The 16,776-nt window shown below is 52.5% G+C and carries 13 protein-coding genes; 2 read left to right on the forward strand and 11 right to left on the reverse strand.

Annotated elements, in window-relative coordinates; translation table 11 throughout:
- Positions 1–46: 46 nt before the first annotated feature.
- The 5 genes from miaA to Q8W32_RS09585 all read right to left on the reverse strand — a co-directional run bounded on the left by miaA (position 47) and on the right by Q8W32_RS09585 (position 6,451).
- On the reverse strand, positions 47–967 hold the full coding sequence (gene miaA, locus Q8W32_RS09565; protein WP_305414810.1) for a tRNA (adenosine(37)-N6)-dimethylallyltransferase MiaA: 921 nt from the start codon (positions 965–967) through the stop codon (positions 47–49).
- A 35-nt stretch (positions 968–1,002) separates the two neighbouring features.
- On the reverse strand, positions 1,003–2,931 hold the full coding sequence (gene mutL, locus Q8W32_RS09570; RefSeq protein ID WP_305414703.1) for a DNA mismatch repair endonuclease MutL: 1,929 nt from the start codon (positions 2,929–2,931) through the stop codon (positions 1,003–1,005).
- Positions 2,932–2,937: 6 nt separating this feature from the next.
- Positions 2,938–4,311, reverse strand: coding sequence for an N-acetylmuramoyl-L-alanine amidase (locus Q8W32_RS09575; RefSeq protein ID WP_305414705.1), 1,374 nt, complete (start codon positions 4,309–4,311; stop codon positions 2,938–2,940).
- On the reverse strand, positions 4,308–4,817 hold the full coding sequence (tsaE, locus tag Q8W32_RS09580; RefSeq protein ID WP_305414706.1) for a tRNA (adenosine(37)-N6)-threonylcarbamoyltransferase complex ATPase subunit type 1 TsaE: 510 nt from the start codon (positions 4,815–4,817) through the stop codon (positions 4,308–4,310). Before tsaE ends, Q8W32_RS09575 begins: the two co-directional genes overlap by 4 nt.
- Positions 4,818–4,924: 107 nt before the next feature.
- Positions 4,925–6,451 carry an NAD(P)H-hydrate dehydratase gene (locus tag Q8W32_RS09585; RefSeq protein ID WP_303433206.1) on the reverse strand — a complete coding sequence of 509 codons (1,527 nt, stop codon included), beginning with the start codon at positions 6,449–6,451 and terminating at the stop codon, positions 4,925–4,927.
- Between the two features lie 186 nt (positions 6,452–6,637).
- On the opposite strand from Q8W32_RS09585, the gene queG reads away from it, so the two are divergent.
- Entirely contained in the window at positions 6,638–7,714 is a 1,077-nt protein-coding gene (gene queG, locus Q8W32_RS09590; RefSeq protein WP_303433205.1) for a tRNA epoxyqueuosine(34) reductase QueG, read from the forward strand.
- A gap of 60 nt (positions 7,715–7,774) precedes the next feature.
- Here queG and Q8W32_RS09595 read toward each other — a convergent pair whose 3' ends face one another.
- On the reverse strand, positions 7,775–8,923 hold the full coding sequence (locus tag Q8W32_RS09595; protein ID WP_305414707.1) for an MFS transporter: 1,149 nt from the start codon (positions 8,921–8,923) through the stop codon (positions 7,775–7,777).
- Between the two features lie 168 nt (positions 8,924–9,091).
- Here Q8W32_RS09595 and Q8W32_RS09600 point away from each other — a divergent pair, with 168 nt between their 5' ends.
- Positions 9,092–10,003, forward strand: coding sequence for a LysR family transcriptional regulator (locus tag Q8W32_RS09600; RefSeq protein ID WP_303433203.1), 912 nt, complete (start codon positions 9,092–9,094; stop codon positions 10,001–10,003).
- 211 nt (positions 10,004–10,214) lie between these two features.
- On the opposite strand, the gene Q8W32_RS09605 is transcribed toward Q8W32_RS09600, so the two are convergent.
- From Q8W32_RS09605 to Q8W32_RS09625, 5 genes are all read right to left on the reverse strand, one after another.
- A complete protein-coding gene (locus Q8W32_RS09605) occupies positions 10,215–10,916 on the reverse strand; it encodes an ABC transporter permease (protein WP_303433202.1) in 702 nt (233 codons plus the stop codon).
- Positions 10,913–11,605, reverse strand: coding sequence for an ABC transporter permease (locus Q8W32_RS09610; RefSeq protein WP_303433201.1), 693 nt, complete (start codon positions 11,603–11,605; stop codon positions 10,913–10,915). The genes Q8W32_RS09605 and Q8W32_RS09610 overlap by 4 nt, the downstream gene beginning before the upstream one ends.
- Before the next feature lie 73 nt (positions 11,606–11,678).
- Positions 11,679–12,428 (reverse strand): ABC transporter substrate-binding protein, encoded by a 750-nt coding sequence (locus Q8W32_RS09615; RefSeq protein WP_303433199.1) that lies wholly within the window; start codon positions 12,426–12,428, stop codon positions 11,679–11,681.
- A 125-nt stretch (positions 12,429–12,553) separates the two neighbouring features.
- Entirely contained in the window at positions 12,554–13,333 is a 780-nt protein-coding gene (locus Q8W32_RS09620) for an ABC transporter ATP-binding protein (RefSeq protein WP_305414708.1), read from the reverse strand.
- 228 nt (positions 13,334–13,561) lie between these two features.
- Entirely contained in the window at positions 13,562–16,573 is a 3,012-nt protein-coding gene (locus Q8W32_RS09625; protein WP_370693677.1) for a type III restriction-modification system endonuclease, read from the reverse strand.
- Between the last annotated feature and the right edge of the window lie 203 nt (positions 16,574–16,776).

Genomic DNA, 16,776 nt, shown 5'->3' on the forward strand with positions numbered 1-16,776 from the left:
CAATATACGGCGGCAAAAAATAGAATAAACCCAGTCCGCTGCTTTTTCAGGGCAACTCGCTAAATATGGCGTTCACCTCGAGTATTTTCAAGGCACTTGTCAACAGATCCGCTGAATCTGTCTCAAGCCAGTGCAAATCCGGCCAGCCACGCAGCCAGGTAATCTGCCGTTTGGCCAGCTGGCGCGTGGCAATAATGCCGCGTTCCATCATGCTGTCATAGTCACACAGCCCTTCGAGATAGTCCCATACCTGGCGATACCCCACGGCCCGGACCGATGGCAACCCGGTATGCAAATCGCCGCGCTGGTACAGATGCCGCACCTCTTCCACAAAACCTTCGCGCAGCATTTGCTCAAAACGATACGCAATACGCTGGTGCAATTGCGCCCGGTCGTTGGGGCAAACCGCAAGGTTGACCACCCGATAGGGCAGCGGTTCCGTCTGTTGTTCCTGCCAGTATTGGGTCAGCGTTTTGCCGGATACCCGATACACTTCCAGCGCCCGCTGGATACGCTGCTGATCCATGGGCTGCAAACGCGCCGCGGATTCCGGGTCAACACCAGCCAGTTGGGCATGCATCCACGGCCAGCCATGTGCCTGTGCTTCAGCCAACAGCTGGCTGCGCACCACATCATCCGCACGCGGCAGGTCGGCAGCCCCATCACGCAGGAACTTGAAGTACATCATGGTCCCGCCCACCAGCAACGGAATCCGTCCCTGGGCACTGATATCCGCCATTTCACGCAGCGCATCCTCGCGAAAACGGGCAGCAGAATAAGGCTCGGCCGGATCACACAGATTGATCAGCCGGTGCGGGGCCTGGGCCAGCATCGCCGCATCCGGTTTGGCGGTGCCGATATCCATATCCCTGTACACCAGCGCCGAATCCACACTGATGATATCGCAGGGGTAACGCTTGACCAGCTCCAGCGCCAGGGCCGTCTTGCCAGACGCAGTCGGCCCCATCAGAAAAATGGCGGGTGGTAATCCCGAGTGTGTCACTAGCGTCCCCTCAGAAACAGTTTGTCGAGCTCGGCCATGCTGAGCTGGGTCCAGGTTGGACGGCCATGATTACACTGGCCACTGCGCTCCGTCGCTTCCATATCACGCAACAACGCGTTCATTTCGGCAATCGTCAGTTTACGGTTGGCCCGCACGGAACCATGACAGGCCATTGTCGAGAGTATTTCGTTGCGGTGCGCCTGAATGCGGTCAGAGGTGCCGTGTTCCAACAAATCGCCCAACATATCCGTGACCAACTGTGGCACCACGGCCTGTTGCAGTAACACGGGGATTTGTCGGATCAGCAACGATTCCGGCCCCACTCGTGCCAGCTCCACTCCCAGGCGCCGGAACTCTTCCGCGTGCTGTTCGGCCATATCCGCTTCCCGTTCACTGACCGCCAGCGTTTCGGGCACCAGCAAGGGCTGACTGGCCACTTGCTGTTGATCGACCGATATTTTCAGCCGCTCATAGGTAATGCGTTCATGCGCGGCGTGCATATCAACCAGCACCAGACCAACGCTGTTCTGCGCCAGAATATAAATGCCATGCAGCTGGGCAACAGCCAACCCCAATGGCGGCAGATCACCATCGTCGGCCGCAGGCATCGCCATGGGCTGAGCGCTTAATGGCAACGGCTTGCTCATGCTTTCATAGGCACTGAGCTGATTGGCAATCTGGTTGGTCGATGGCCGCGGATCAAGCGCGGAGGACGAGTTAGCCGACGGATACGGATTGGCAGCCGGTGCTTGCCATGGCAATCGTTCCTGGCTGGTAAATTCGCCGCTGTCCTGCCCTGGTCTCGCCGTCGGCTGGCCATGCGGACGTGTCTCAGCCTCGCCCACGGGGGCCGTACCATCTGTGGATACCACGCCAGTTGATGCCCCCAGGCCAGCACCGTTGGTTGGTGGCAACTGGTCAGAGGGTCGTACATCCGCCAGCACCCGATGCAGGGTGCGGAACAGGAAGTCATGCACCAGACGACCATCCCGAAACCGCACTTCGTGCTTGGTGGGATGCACATTCACATCCACCAGCTTCGGGTCCAGTGTCAGGTACAGCACAAACGCCGGGTGACGACCATGAAACAATACATCGCGATAGGCCTGCTTGATGGCATGCACCACCAGCTTGTCTCGTACCGCCCGGCCGTTGACGTAAAAATATTGCATATCCGCCTGCGAGCGGGAGAACGTCGGCAACGCCACCCAGCCCGACAACAACAATCCCGCCGCTTCGGTATCCACATGCAGGGCGTTATCAATAAACTGTGGCGACAGAATGGCCGCCACCCGGCGTTCCTGTTCGACACCTCGCTCAGCCGCACGCAACTGGTGAATCACCCGATTGTTATGGCGCAGGCAAAACGCCACGTCGTAACGGCTCAGGGCCAGTTTTTTCAGGTGATCTTCCAGGTGTGAGAATTCGGTCTTTTCAGTGCGTAGAAACTTGCGCCGCGCCGGCGTGTTAAAAAACAGATCCCGAACTTCCAGCGTGGTCCCTGGCGGGTGCGCCGCCGGTGCAACATGTGTCACCATATCCCGGCCTTCTGCAGTCACTTGCCAGGCCTCTGCCGCCTCCTGATAACGAGAGGTCAACGTCAGCCGCGACACCGAGCTGATCGAGGCCAGGGCTTCTCCGCGAAACCCCATGGTAATCACAGCTTCCAGGTCATCAAGCGTATTGATCTTGCTGGTCGCGTGGCGACTCAGGGCCAATGACAGATCGTCTTTTTCTATCCCGGCGCCATTGTCACGCACCCGTAACAACTTGACGCCCCCTTGCTCGGCATCCACATCGATACGGGTGGCACCGGCATCCAGGGCATTTTCAACCAGCTCTTTGACGATATTGGCGGGGCGTTCGACCACTTCCCCGGCAGCAATCTGGTTGGTGAGGCGCGGGGAAAGCAAATGGATATTGGGCATGACAGTTCAGAGACCAGGAATTTTGATGGTTTGGCCGATACGGATCTGATCGCTGTTCAGGCCATTAACGCGACGTAGCTCATTCAGGCCAACACCATGTTTAATAGCCAGGTCCGACAGGGTATCGCCGCTGCGAATCACATAAGAGTGGGCTCCGCTGCTCTGACTACGCTGCCGTTGCGCTTCCAGCAAGGTGCCACTCGGTGGATGTTCACTGAAATAGTCCTTGATGCCATTAAAAATAGCGGTCGCCATCTGGCGCTGATACTTGCGGGTGCCCAGTTTACGTTCTTCTTCCGGGTTGGAAATAAAGCCGGTTTCAACCAGCAGAGCCGGAATATCCGGTGCTTTCAGCACCACAAAAGCCGCTTCTTCTACCTGTCGTTTATGCAGATAAGAGATTTTTTTCATATAACCCAGAATATCGGCACCGATCCGCTTGCTGGAATTACGCTGATAGGTCATCGACAGATCCAGCAGCGTCATTTTCAGGTGATCGTCTTTATCTTCCAGGGAAATCCCACCGACCAGGTCAGCGTTGTTTTCCTTGTCTGCCAACCAGCGGGCTGTCTCACTGGTCGCACCACGATCCGACAAGACATATACCGAACTGCCGTTGGCGCTGGCCTGCATAAAGGCATCGGCGTGAATCGATACCAGAAAATCCGAGTTGGCCGACCGGGCTTTTTCGGTACGTTCCCGCAAGCCAATATAATAATCACCGGTACGTACCATAAAGGGGGTAAAACCGGCTTCTTTTTTCAACAGCGCCTGTAATTCCTTGGCGATCGCCAGTACCACATGTTTTTCCTGGGTACCTTTCGACCCGGAAGCCCCCGGATCTTCACCGCCGTGGCCGGCATCGATAGCCACAATAATATCCCGATGGCCAGCCGCGGAAGTCTCCGCCTGTTTGACCGGCTTCACTGGCGATAGTGACTGGGTGGTTTCTGGACGCTTCAGATCAACCACCAACCGGTGATTGGCGTACACATCGTTCGGCGGCAACGGGAAGCTGCTCGGTTTCAGCGTTTCATCAAGGTCGAGCACAATACGCAGTACTTTTTTACTGGGGTGGCCGATACGAATACTGGCCACCGCCGTTCCTTCCAGGTCAATGTCAGCAGTATCCAATAACATCTCGGCATCATTCAGATCGATCACGACGCGACTGGGGGAACTGAGAGGAAAAATCTTGTGTTCGGATGGCTCGGTCAAATCAAACACCAGCCGAGTGCTGTCCGGTGATTGCCAGACCCGGATATCCCGTACATCCGCCTGCACCAATACGCTGCCAGTCAGCGCCAACAGCCAGCAAGCACAACGACACAGGTGGCCAAGCACAGTCGCCCGGTTTGCCTTGAGGGTGATGCCCATCATCCTTCGGCATCCTCTTGCTCCAGCGCCGTTAACCAGGCTACCGCCCGCTCGGTCTGCCCCTGCAAACTCAGACGACGGGAGTCACCCAGGTCTTCAAAGTGAATATCCAGATCCGCCATTGGTAACACGCCCCGACCCTTATCGGGCCACTCCACCAAACACAACACCTGACCAGCGAGATAATCACGGATGCCCATAAATTCCAGCTCTTCCGGATCACCCAGACGATAGAGGTCAAAGTGACAGACCTGGCAACAGGCCAGATCATAGTCTTCGACCAGTGTATAGGTCGGGCTTTTGACCGCTCCAGTATGGCCCAGCGCCTGAATCAGCCCTCGACAAAACGCTGTTTTACCAGCCCCCAGCGTCCCTTGCAAAAAGATCAGCCCGCCATCCGTCAACAGTGGCGCCAGACGCGCTGCCAGCTGTCGTGTGGCGGCCTCACCATGTAATTCACAAGTGAAAGTCTTTCGGGCAGAAGGGGGACAATCGGTCACGGCGATCATTAACTCGTTCGAGAGAAGTATTTCAGATATCGGAAAGCGGGCAAGTGTAGCAGCCCACCCGCCGATTCCCAATGTAAATGGCAACGAACCATCCGGGCATCAAACACTCAACTGTCGTTATTCAATGCACGCAGGTAAGGGAACAAATCACTGGCCAACAAACCACGACTCCCTCCTTCTTCTGCCGCCAGATCAGCAGCGGCACTGTGCAGACAAACGCCCAACCGGGCCGCCTGCCAGGCATCACACCCCTGGGCGATCAGGGCTGCAACCACCCCGGTCAATACATCTCCCATGCCACCAGTGGCCATACCCGGATTCCCATCGGTGCAGACGGCTACCCGGCCATCCGGATGCGCCACCAGAGTGCCACGCCCTTTCAGGACCACAACGGCCTGATATTTCTCCGCCAATGCTCTGGCTGCCGCAAAACGATTCTGCTGCACATGCAGGGTATCCATCCCCAGTAGGCGCGCCGCTTCTCCGGGATGCGGGGTCAGCACAACATTACGCTGGGAAAATTCGTGGAACCAGGCCGGTGTCGCGAGCAAGTTCAAGCCATCCGCATCCAGCACCAGCGGTTTTTCGCTTTTCAATGCCTGTTGCAACATCAACTCAGCCCAGCTGCCTTGCCCCATCCCCGGACCAACGGCCAGTACACTGGCACTGTCGAGCAAGCTTGCCAGTTCCAGACCAGAAACAACCCCGTGCACCATGACTTCCGGGCGACGTGCCAGCACTGCAACGCCATGCTCTGGACGCGTCGCACAGCTGACCAAACCCGCACCGGAACGACCAGCCGCCTCAGAAGCCATTATCACCGCACCGGCCATGCCCAGATTACCGCCGATAACCAGCACATGCCCAAACTGGCCCTTGTGTGTATTACCGGAACGTAACGGCAATAGCTGGCTCAATTGCCGCAAGCGGTGCCAGCTGATGCGTTCACAATCAGGAACCAGACGACCGCTGCTATCGCTTTCCGTCGACAGAGCCGCAAAAGCAATCTCACCACAGAGATCCGGGCCATCGGCCACCAATAAGCCGCGTTTGACACCAATAAACGTGACCGTCATGGCGGCGTAGACCGCCACGCCCATAACGCCACCGGTATCGGCATCCAGGCCCGACGGAATATCCAGCGCCAGTACATCGGCCGGGTGCCCATTGACAGCCCAGATCACATCCGCATACAAACCGGCGACGGTAGTATTCAAACCGATACCCAACAGGGCATCCACAATCAGTTCACCGTCAAAATCCAGTTCCCCTTCAAATGCACGGGGAAGCACGCCAGCATCCAGCGCCATTTGCCGGGCTTCGGTACTGGCCTCCGACAACTGGTCGTGATCACCCAGCGTATACAAATGCACATCCATACCATGCAAGGCCGCCAGAGCCGCCAATACATAACCGTCACCGCCGTTATTACCGGCACCGGCGATGACACATACGGATTCTGTTGAGCCCCAACGTCCCAGCAAGCAGGCAAACGCTGCTTCTCCGGCACGGGCCATTAATTCAAAGGATCGAATACCTTCGGCTGCCATTACAGCCTGATCCAGTTTTCTTACCTGTTCGGCGCTATACAGCGCTCCGGGCAGGTGATCTACAATACTGTTTGGTCGTTTCATCCATGATTCCTGCAAATAGAACAACGCCATTGCTTCTGATCAGCATCAAGGCTACCTCGACAGCACACAACAATCATAAGGCGGCGATTAAACATAATGAGTGACTCCAAGATTAACACCGAGGGCTATTTGTCGCTGTGATAAAATGACCGAATTATAACCAGTCTCTTGCCACTAAGCGAAATCATGTCTGACAATCCTCACGTTATACCATCTTCTACGCTTAATGCGCTGCGCCAACAGTTGACAGACTGGGGAAATGAACTGGGGTTCCAGCAAGTAGGAGTGACAGATATTGACCTGAGTGAGCACAGTCACACACTGCAACAGTGGCTCAGTCAGGGCTATCACGGTGAAATGCACTATATGGCCGACCATGACGACATGCGCTGGCGTCCCGACAAACTGATGCCCGGCACGGTGCGGGTAATCAGTGTCCGCATGGATTATCTGGCTCCGCAGGTCGACCTGATCCCACAGTTACAAAACCCCAACAACGCCTATATTTCCCGTTATGCGCTGGGCAGGGATTACCATAAGCTGATCCGCAAACGGTTAACCCAACTGGGGAAAAAACTGGCAGCAGAAGTCGACAACCTGGGGTTTCGGGCCTTTGTTGACAGCGCCCCGATTATGGAACGAGCGTTAGCCACCAAAGCCGGACTGGGCTGGATTGGCAAAAACACCCTGTTAATCAATCGTAAAGCCGGATCGTATTTTTTTCTTGGCGAACTGTTGACCGACTTGCCCCTGCCCATCGATCCACCTTACCCGCAAGAGCATTGCGGCCGCTGTACGGCTTGTCTGGATATTTGCCCGACCCAGGCCTTTGTTGGCCCCCAGGTACTGGATGCCCGGCGCTGCATTTCCTATCTCACCATTGAACTGGACGGCCCGATTCCAGTAGAGCTGCGCCCAGGCATGGGCAATCGTATTTTTGGTTGTGACGACTGCCAGATTGGCTGCCCCTGGAATCGCTTCAGCAATAGCAGCAAGGAAACCGACTTCACCCCCCGCCACCAGCTCGACAAGGCCACCCTGCTGGAACTGTTCCAGTGGGACGAGGCAACCTTTCTGAAAAAAACCGAAGGCATGCCCATTCGTCGTACCGGCCATGAAAACTGGCTACGCAATATCGCGGTCGCTCTGGGAAACGCCCCCGCCAGCCTCGACGTGGTGGCGGCGCTGGAAAACAAACGCCCACAAGTCAGTGAGCTGGTGCAGCAACATATCGACTGGGCGCTGGCACAGCAGTCGCGATAACACAAACAAGTCATCGACCACTGGCACGGCGATTACAACAACCCTCAGACACGCAGCCCGTCACGATGCTGTCGGCGCTGCCGGTGAACGTTGAGCAAACACCACCCAGACACAAATACCGTACAAGGCTGCCACCAACGCCGCGATCAGATAGAGGAAATGACCCGAAACAAGCTCCACAAAAGAGGTCAGGAACTGGCCCAGAAATATAGCCATGGCAAAATACGATAAATTTTTACCGCGCTGGCCGGGGTCACTTCGTTCAACCGTCATATGATTCAGCAATGGAATCGAAAGCCCGAATCCCATCCCCGCCAGCAATCCACCCAAGACCAGAACCGACACGCTGGCTCCGACATAAAAAGCCAGATGCGCCAGCGCATAAAATACAAACGCCAGACTCAGTGTGCCCTTATCTTTCCAGCGCAGGTTTACCCTTGGCAAAAAGTGGGCAGTAATAACCGCAACAAACGATATAAATGCCAGCAACAGCCCAATGTGATCGGCGCTATAACCTGACCTTTCCATACTGAGAGGTAACACCACGATCACCGTAAAAAATATCATCATTGCCATACAGGCCGACAGATACACCCACAGCAATGACCTGGAGCCTGACCCGCTGGATTCAGGGCTTTCCGCTAACGATATCGGCTGGGCAGACGTATCAGGCACAAACAAAAACAGCATCCCCAGAAACAGCCAGGCAACCAGATAGATAAAGAAGGGGAATTCCCAGGACTGAACCGCCAGCAAGCCACCAATAAACAGGAAAATCACACCTCCTGCCTCCACCGCCATGCCTTGCCGGGCAATCATTTTCAAGCGCTCATGCCCAACGTAAAACTGTGAAATCAGTGTCGTACTGCCAGCCATCACCACCGTGGTCATCGCCCCCAGTGCGATCCGGTTGCTGTATACCGCTATAGGCCCAGACAACCATTGCCCGGAAACGCCCAGTGCACCGTACAAAAACAAAGCAACAAAAGTACATGGATAAGCACCAAACCGATCAATCAAACGCCCGGCAAACGGCGCGAACAACACCGCTCCCAGCGCAGGCAATGTGATCAGGAAACCGGCGTGATCTGCGACCCCCAGAGACATCGAAATACTGGCCAACCCTGGCGCAACCACCGCCCCCACCATAATGGTCAGGCAGGAAATACACAGCAAGGTATAGCTGCCCAAAGAAGAAAGTCGGCTCATTAATCAGAAGCTCCTGCATGAATAAAAATTACCCGGCGTCATGACACAGACAGATTCAACAGCCAATATCTGCCTGAAATCCGCACCGGAACACACAGAGTAAGTCCTTGGCAGTTAGAACAGAAATGATTTAATATCATCACAGTCATACGGATTGAGTATCAATAAATGGAATTGAAGCCGTTAAAAAGTTTTATTGCCGTTGCGACATTAAAAAGTTTTTCCGCTGCGGCGCGGGAGCTGCATACCGTGCAGCCAGCAATCAGTCGCCATATCGCAGCGCTGGAAAAAGAACTGGGCACCCTGTTGTTTATTCGCAACACACGCGATGTGCATATCACCGCGGCTGGCCGACAATTATTCACCGATGCAACGCGCATATTGCAACAAGCAGAAGAAGCCGTCCTGCGTACCCAAAAAGCCGCCAATGGTGAATTGGGCAGCCTGAAAGTAGGCTATTTACCTTCCGCCTGTTTGACCTTTATTCCGGATCTGGTGCAGCGTTTTCATAGCCAGTACCCGGATGTTGAAATCAGTCTGTTTGAAATGACCGCATCCGAGCAATTACTCGCCTTTGAAACCAATCACATTGATATTGGTATCTCTCGGCCACTGCCGCAGGAGCTGCAAACCACTTTTACCAGCCAATTGCTCTATACCGATCAGTTAACCCTTGTACTGCCTTCGCAGCATGCGCTGGCACAGCGGCAGTCAATACGTCTGGATGACCTCAGGCAAGAGCACATTATTTTATTTCAAAGGGAAGAAGCCGTAGGTTTATTCGACAGCATTATCAATCTTTGCCAACGCCATCATTTTTCACCCCATATTTCTGCCCAGCCCAAACACATGCAGACAGTGTTAACCATGGTGGCCGCCGGGCTGGGGGTTGCTATCGCGCCCTTGTGCGTGTCGAAGCTGTTTACACAAGGCTGTCGATTTATGCCGATTGAAGATGACCACACCCAGGTACTGACGCAAATGCATTACCGCTCATCCCGACTGGCACCCACAGCCCAGGCCTTTGTGAACATTGCATCAGAATCCGTGCCATGGATTCAAAACAGCGTTCAGGCATAGACGCCCTACAGACCTCGGATCGACGAGCAACAACCTGCAACCAACATAGTGAGATAGTGAGATAGTGAGATAGTGAGATAGTGAGATAGTGAGATAGTGAGATAGTGAGATAGTGAGATAGCGATATAGTGAGATAGCGATATAGTGAGATAGCGAGCACAGCACTCCCCCACTCTTGCTCCGTCAAGAAGTGCTGAAGCCAGGCGTCAGATCATGACGGGCGCTTGGCAAACTGATAACGGTTCAGTCGCCGCTCCAGCAAGCGGAACACCAGAATCATGACGGCAGCAATGGCCAGGTACACCATGCCTGCCGCAAAAAACATTTCCAGTGGCGTGTAGGTTCTGGCAATAATCGTCCGTGCCATGCCAGTCAAATCCAGCAAGGTAATCGTCGAGGCCAGCGCCGAACTTTTCAGCATCAACAGAACTTCGTTGCTGTAACCCGGCAACACGATACCAGCAGCACGCGGCAGGATAATACGCCGGATCATGGTCAATTTACTCATCCCCAACGCCAGCGAGACTTCGATCTCACCTTTGGGAATCGCCTGAATCGCCGCCCGAATCAACTCGGCGGTATAAGCGGCCGTATTCATCGAGAAAGCAATAATCGCGCACCAGTACGGCTCACGCAGAACAGGCCACAAAAAGGACTCTTTCACAGCATCAAACTGTGACGCGCCGTAATAGATCAGAAAGATTTGCACCAGCAATGGTGTACCGCGAAAGAAAAAGATATAGGCGTACGGAAACGCTCTCACCAGCGGATTAGCCGATGCTCGCGCCAGCGCCAACGGCACCGCCAGAGCCAATCCCAACAAGCCGGAAACAGCCACCAGCTCCAGAGTCAGCCAAGCCCCTCCCAATAACCGCGGTAGATATTCCCAAATAACCCCCCACTCCCAGCTCATGCGCGGTTTCCTCTTAACTCGGGTTTACTGCGACGTTCGAGATAACCGGTAATCAGTGTGGTGGCAACCGTGAGTAACAGATACAACAAGGCAGCAGCAAGATAAAAATCGAATGGTTGTTTGGTATTGGCAGCACCGACCGACGCTTGCCGCATCAGCTCATTCAAACCAACCACAGAGACCAGAGCCGTATCTTTCAGCAAGACCTGAAACAGATTGCCCAAACCAGGAATCGCCAGGCGCCACACTTGCGGCATGATGATACGAACAAAGGTTTTTAATGGCGTCATACCCATGGCCGCGGCGGATTCCCACTGGCCCTTGGGTAAATCCATCATCGCCATTCGGAACACTTCGGTGGAGTACGCACCAAAAGCAATCGCCAGCGCCGCCACTGCCGCCGCAAACTGGCCAACATCGATATATTCGTCGTAGCCAAACATGCTGGCAATCCACATCAATAGCTGTGAACCGCCAAAATACAGAGTCAACACCAGTAACAGCTCTGGAATACCCCGTACAACCGTGGTGTAGGTCGTCGCGATCGCACGGGCAACAGGAGAAGCAGACAGCCGGGCCGAAGCACCACACAAGCCGATGATCAGGCCAAAAAACAGACTGACCAAGGCCAGCTCAATGGTGACCCACAAGCCGCTCAACAGCAGCTGGCCGTACCCTTGTAAATCCATAACAGTTGCGACTCTCGTCCAGAAGCAGAAATAGCACCGGAGCACTCAGAGCGAGTGACTCCGGCAGGCAATATCAGTAAATATCAAACGGGAAATATTTGGCGTTGATCTCAGCGTATTTGCCATTGGCACGGATAGCCTTGATAGCAGCGCTGAATTTGTTCGCCAGCTTGTCGCCTTTACGAACAGCAATGGCAATATGGTCATCGATATCCAGGTCGTCGCCCTTGAATTCAAAGCCTTTGCCATCGTCGGTACGCAACCAGTCGTAGGCCGGGAACTTGTCCGACATGATGCCGTCCAGACGGCCATTCGCCAGATCCAGATAAGCGTTGTCCTGGGTATCGTAGAGCTTCACATCAACAATATCGCCGAAGTTATCTTCCAGATACTGACCAGCAATAGTGGCCCGCTGGGCACCAATCACCTTGCCTTTCAGACCGGCTTTGGTGACATCCAGGGTTTTGCCTTCAGGCCCAACAAAAGCCAGCATGTTGGCGTAGTATTTTTCGCTGAAATCCACGACCCGCAAACGCTCTTCAGTGATCGACATGGAAGCAATAATCGCATCGTACTTGCGAGCACGCAGCCCCGGAATAATACCGTCCCAGTCTTGCGCCACGATTTCACAATCGGCTTTCATTTCGGCACACAAGGCCTTGGCGATATCGACGTCAAAACCAATCAGGTTGCCCTGGTTATCCGTCATATTAAACGGTGCATAGGCACCTTCTGTTGCAATACGGACCTTGTCGCCCGCCAATGCCAGTGGAGCTGTCAGGCAGGATACCAACAAACAGGCTGTCGTGATTACCTTACGCATCGTTCTCTTTCCTCATGGTTGTGAATATCAGAGTTATGAATATCAATCAGGGAATTAGCCGCCGAGACCTATCGTTGGGCCCCATGGCAGCCATCGCAACACCAGCCATCGCAACACCAGAGCCATCATCCGCCCTGGTGACTGGCCATAAAATCTTTGACGCGCGGGGATTTCGGATTATCAAACACCTGTTCGGGTGTGCCGATTTCTTCCACTTGCCCTTGATGCAAAAACACCACCTGGCTGGACACCTCACGGGCAAACCGCATCTCATGGGTGACGATCAGCATGGTACGGCCTTCGTCGGCCAGCTCGCGCATCACCGCCAGCACTTCATTGACCAGTTCCGGGTCCAGTGCCGATGTCGGTTCATCAAACAACAGTACCTTGGGCTCCATCGCCAGGGTTCTGGCAATAGCCACCCGTTGCTGCTGGCCACCGGACAAATGTGCGGGATAAGCACCTTCCTTATCAGCCAGCCCCACTTTTGCTAACAATTTCCGTGCCCGTTCCATGGCTTCAGCCTTGGGAACACCCAGAACATGTATCGGAGCTTCAATCAGGTTTTGCAAAATGGTCATATGTGGCCAGAGATTAAACTGCTGGAACACAAACCCGAGACAGGAGCGCAGCCTTTCGAGTTGCTTGCTGCTGGCGGCTTCCAGCTCGCCATTTTTGCCCGGCTTCAGCATCAGTTGTTCATTACCGATAACAATTTCGCCCTGACTGGGTTTTTCCAGCAAATTAATGCACCGCAGCAAGGTGCTCTTGCCCGAGCCACTGGAACCCAGGATAGAAATCACATCGCCCTTGGCAGCCTTTAACGTGACCCCTTTTAATACGTTCAGGTCGCCGTAGGATTTGTGAATATCGATCAGTTCCAACGCCAGATTCGAAGTACTCATTCCAGACTTCATCCTCGTAAAATGGTCAGTGCCGCGACCGACACTCTTGTTATCCTTCCATTTTCAATGGCTTGCGAATGGATGACAACCACAAATGAAACGATCGTTTAAGTAAAATGCCCATGTGGCCATTGCGCCAATTTCCTACAGCTCCAGGCCGCCATCGAATAACATAATGCTCACGACTACCAACCCAAAGACACCGATTGAAGACAGGCCACCGGCACCTCACACATATCTGCCTGAAAACTCATCCATCGAATTGGTTACTGCAAACTCAACATCTTTACCCAGCGCTCTGAAGTGCGCTTTACCGCAGTCAATCTTGGCTTTTTCCGTTGGACGCAATTCATCAGCAAACAACGTACCTTTGGTTTCCACTACGAAATAAAGCTTCTCTTTACCCTCCACTTCGATCAGCACTGCCCAGTCAGGATTGTATGTTCCCAAGGGAGTATCAATTTTGAACCACCCAGGAAGCTTGGCGTAGAGCCTGATATCGTCACTACGCTCAAATGCTGAGGCAAATTCCAACTCGATATCGGAATCGTACACTACATGATCAAAAACAGACTTGTTGCTTTTGACCATATTCTTCTTCAGATAGCCAAACAGTTCATTGTCGCTAAATAGCTCCTGAGCATAAAACTGGTCTTCGCCGATTTTTTGATACTGAATGCCATCCACTACAAAAAGACGCATCTGATGCTGAATTATATTAGATACCTGCTCAATAAATTTTTGAGGATTATTTTTAAACAACTCCAGCCGTCCACTTGTATTAATAATGGTAACCAATGTACGACGGGTCAGATTGGTTTCATTCTGCAAATAGGTAATAATATCCGGCAAATCGAAAGAACGGGACTCATATACGCTAGGGGTTTCAGCCACTTTCTCCGCATGAACACCACCCCGGTCAATCTCTGTTTTTGCCTTACGGTAGATAAATCGGGCCTTACCTACCTGAAGGTTGGCTTTGATTTCATCAGCACATTGTCTAATCAGCTCATCCACATCAAAGTCGACCCGAAAAGTGGTTTTATATTTGATGCGATCCCACAACGCCTTGAATTCATCTCTCAAGAAAACAGCTTTATTCAACGACACTTTCTTTTTGTCGTCCCGATTTTTGATATTGAGATTACCGGATACTTTTTTCAATACTGCCGCCACCTGCGACGCATGAGGTGTAAATTCTTCTGGTAATTCCAAATCACCACTTTTGAGAGCAACTTTCAGGCTATCCTGCACTTTACCTTTATGGTCGATATAGCCTTGTGACTTCATGTGTTGCCAAAGCGCTTTTGAAGCATCTGCTCCAAGGTATTCATGATGGTGGTCATCCACAGGCACCACGATATTGGCAAACAAATGCTGTTCGACGACCCCGAATTTAATGCCCTCTTCGTTTTCGATTTCTTTTTGCAACTGTTCGGCAAATTGCTCATAGGACTCATTAGCCATTACAGTGAGGGTATTTACCTCAAAGCCATGTACCCGCTCACCATCCTGATTCACGCAGATACGCAGACCACGGCCAATTTCCTGGCGTTTTTTGATCACTGAGTTGGTTTCGTTCAGAGTACAAATCTGGAAGACATTAGGATTATCCCAGCCTTCCTTGAGCGCCGAGTGAGAGAAGATAAACTTCAGTTTGGAATCAAAGCTCAGCAGCTTCTCTTTGTCTTTCATAATCAGGTTATAGGCGCTTTCATCGGCGGCGGTTTTGCCGGATGAGTCTTTCACCATCTCACTGCCTGAGGCATCTTTCTTTTTATCAACAGAGAAATAACCGTTATGCACACCCGCTGCGGCAGTGTCCAGATCGGCACCGTCAAACAACTGGCTGTATTTTGGCTTGCGAATGGCTCGTTCGTATTCTTCTTCAAATATCAGGGCAAATTTACCCTTTTGCGGGTGTCCTTCGTTATCGTACCCACGATAGTTGGCGACCTTGTCAATAAAAAACAGACTCAGTACCTTAATACCCTGTGGCCGCAAGCGCATTTCTTTATCGAGATGTTCTTCAATGGTCTTACGAATTTGTAAGCGTTTGAATTCATCCTGATCTACTTCGCCAATCGCCTGGCCCAGCTTCAAAATATCAGGTTTACTGGTAAAGCTGATATATTCATTACCTTCACCACAGTAGATATCCTCAATTATATATCCATCGTAAATATCGCGGCCACTGCTGTACTTGGCATCCAACAAGTCTGCACCACTGGTAACCGTCACTGTCTTGCGTTTAATGCTGCCATTTTTCAAGCGAGCATCAATTTCGATTTTGGCACTGATCGGGCTTTTTTTGTTGTTCACACTGAGCAACTTGATATAGGCCTTGTTATGGCCGTCCTTCACTTCAATACCCGCCACTTCTATCTGCTTAACCAGTTTTTGCTCATAGGCATCCACAGAATCCAGTTTGTAGAGCATATGGTGCTTTTCAACGTGTGTTGCCGAATAACGCAGTGTACACATAGGATTAAGTGAGGCGATGGCTTCTTTACTCTTGGCCGTGGTATCGACGCTTTGTGGCTCATCGACGATTACGATCGGGTTGGTTTGCTGGATAAACTCAATCGGCCTGGCCCCCGTCATCCGGTCATGGGCTCGGTGAATAATATTGGCTTTATTTTCTTTTTCCGGGTCGTTGAAGCTTTTACGGAAGGCATCGATATTGATCACCATAATCTGAATATCAGGGCTGGTGGCAAAGTTGCGCACATCCGACAGCTTGCTGGAATCGTAGGTAAAATACTCCAAAGCAACGTTGTCGTAGAGTTCTTTAAAGTGAGTAGCCGTCATTTCCAGTGACTTTTGAACACCCTCCTTGATCGCAATGGACGGTACTACAACAATAAACTTGGTAAAGCCATAAAGCCGATTCATCTCGAGCATGGTGCGCAGGTAGACGTAGGTTTTACCCGTGCCTGTTTCCATTTCCACCGTCAGGTGAATGCCGTCTTTTGAGTCAAAGGACTCTGATGGCGCGAGACCGTTTTTTAGCTGTATCTTGCGGATATTGGCATGGATATCGTCATCCAGCAGGCGCAGGTGGTTACCAATACCCAGAGTATCTTCCTGATCTTTATAAAACAGCGTACCTTCCTCCCAGGGCTGCAGAGGCGACACGGTAAAATTGGTCTGACAGATTTCCTGACCGGCGAACACACTGGTTACTGATTCGATCGCATCACGCTGATAAGCCAGATTGGCATCAAATTGAATTTTCATGCGCCAGCCTCGCTTTTGTTACGGTGATCCACCGATCCGTAGCAACATTCATTAAGAAACAGGGGCAGCAAACGGTTGTCGAGACTAACTCTCTCGTTCACGTAGTGTTTGAGGCTCACCGAATCACCACAAAACCTCTTGTGTACAGCAGAACAAAATTTGCAATACACAAAACCACTAATAGCGAGCAGACGATACACAAA

It is taken from the genome of Oceanobacter sp. 3_MG-2023, from assembly GCF_030688925.1.
GTDB lineage: Bacteria > Pseudomonadota > Gammaproteobacteria > Pseudomonadales > Oceanobacteraceae > Oceanobacter.

Bases quoted from the DNA above. Each gene is read 5' to 3' on its own strand.
- miaA (WP_305414810.1), bottom strand. From the start codon at position 967: ATGGGGCCGACTGCGTCTGGCAAGACGGCCCTGGCGCTGGAGCTGGTC.
- mutL (WP_305414703.1), bottom strand. From the start codon at position 2,931: ATGCCCAATATCCATTTGCTTTCCCCGCGCCTCACCAACCAGATTGCT.
- Q8W32_RS09575 (WP_305414705.1), bottom strand. From the start codon at position 4,311: ATGATGGGCATCACCCTCAAGGCAAACCGGGCGACTGTGCTTGGCCAC.
- tsaE (WP_305414706.1), bottom strand. From the start codon at position 4,817: ATGATCGCCGTGACCGATTGTCCCCCTTCTGCCCGAAAGACTTTCACT.
- Q8W32_RS09585 (WP_303433206.1), bottom strand. From the start codon at position 6,451: ATGAAACGACCAAACAGTATTGTAGATCACCTGCCCGGAGCGCTGTAT.
- queG (WP_303433205.1), top strand. From the start codon at position 6,638: ATGTCTGACAATCCTCACGTTATACCATCTTCTACGCTTAATGCGCTG.
- Q8W32_RS09595 (WP_305414707.1), bottom strand. From the start codon at position 8,923: ATGAGCCGACTTTCTTCTTTGGGCAGCTATACCTTGCTGTGTATTTCC.
- Q8W32_RS09600 (WP_303433203.1), top strand. From the start codon at position 9,092: ATGGAATTGAAGCCGTTAAAAAGTTTTATTGCCGTTGCGACATTAAAA.
- Q8W32_RS09605 (WP_303433202.1), bottom strand. From the start codon at position 10,916: ATGAGCTGGGAGTGGGGGGTTATTTGGGAATATCTACCGCGGTTATTG.
- Q8W32_RS09610 (WP_303433201.1), bottom strand. From the start codon at position 11,605: ATGGATTTACAAGGGTACGGCCAGCTGCTGTTGAGCGGCTTGTGGGTC.
- Q8W32_RS09615 (WP_303433199.1), bottom strand. From the start codon at position 12,428: ATGCGTAAGGTAATCACGACAGCCTGTTTGTTGGTATCCTGCCTGACA.
- Q8W32_RS09620 (WP_305414708.1), bottom strand. From the start codon at position 13,333: ATGAGTACTTCGAATCTGGCGTTGGAACTGATCGATATTCACAAATCC.
- Q8W32_RS09625 (WP_370693677.1), bottom strand. From the start codon at position 16,573: ATGAAAATTCAATTTGATGCCAATCTGGCTTATCAGCGTGATGCGATC.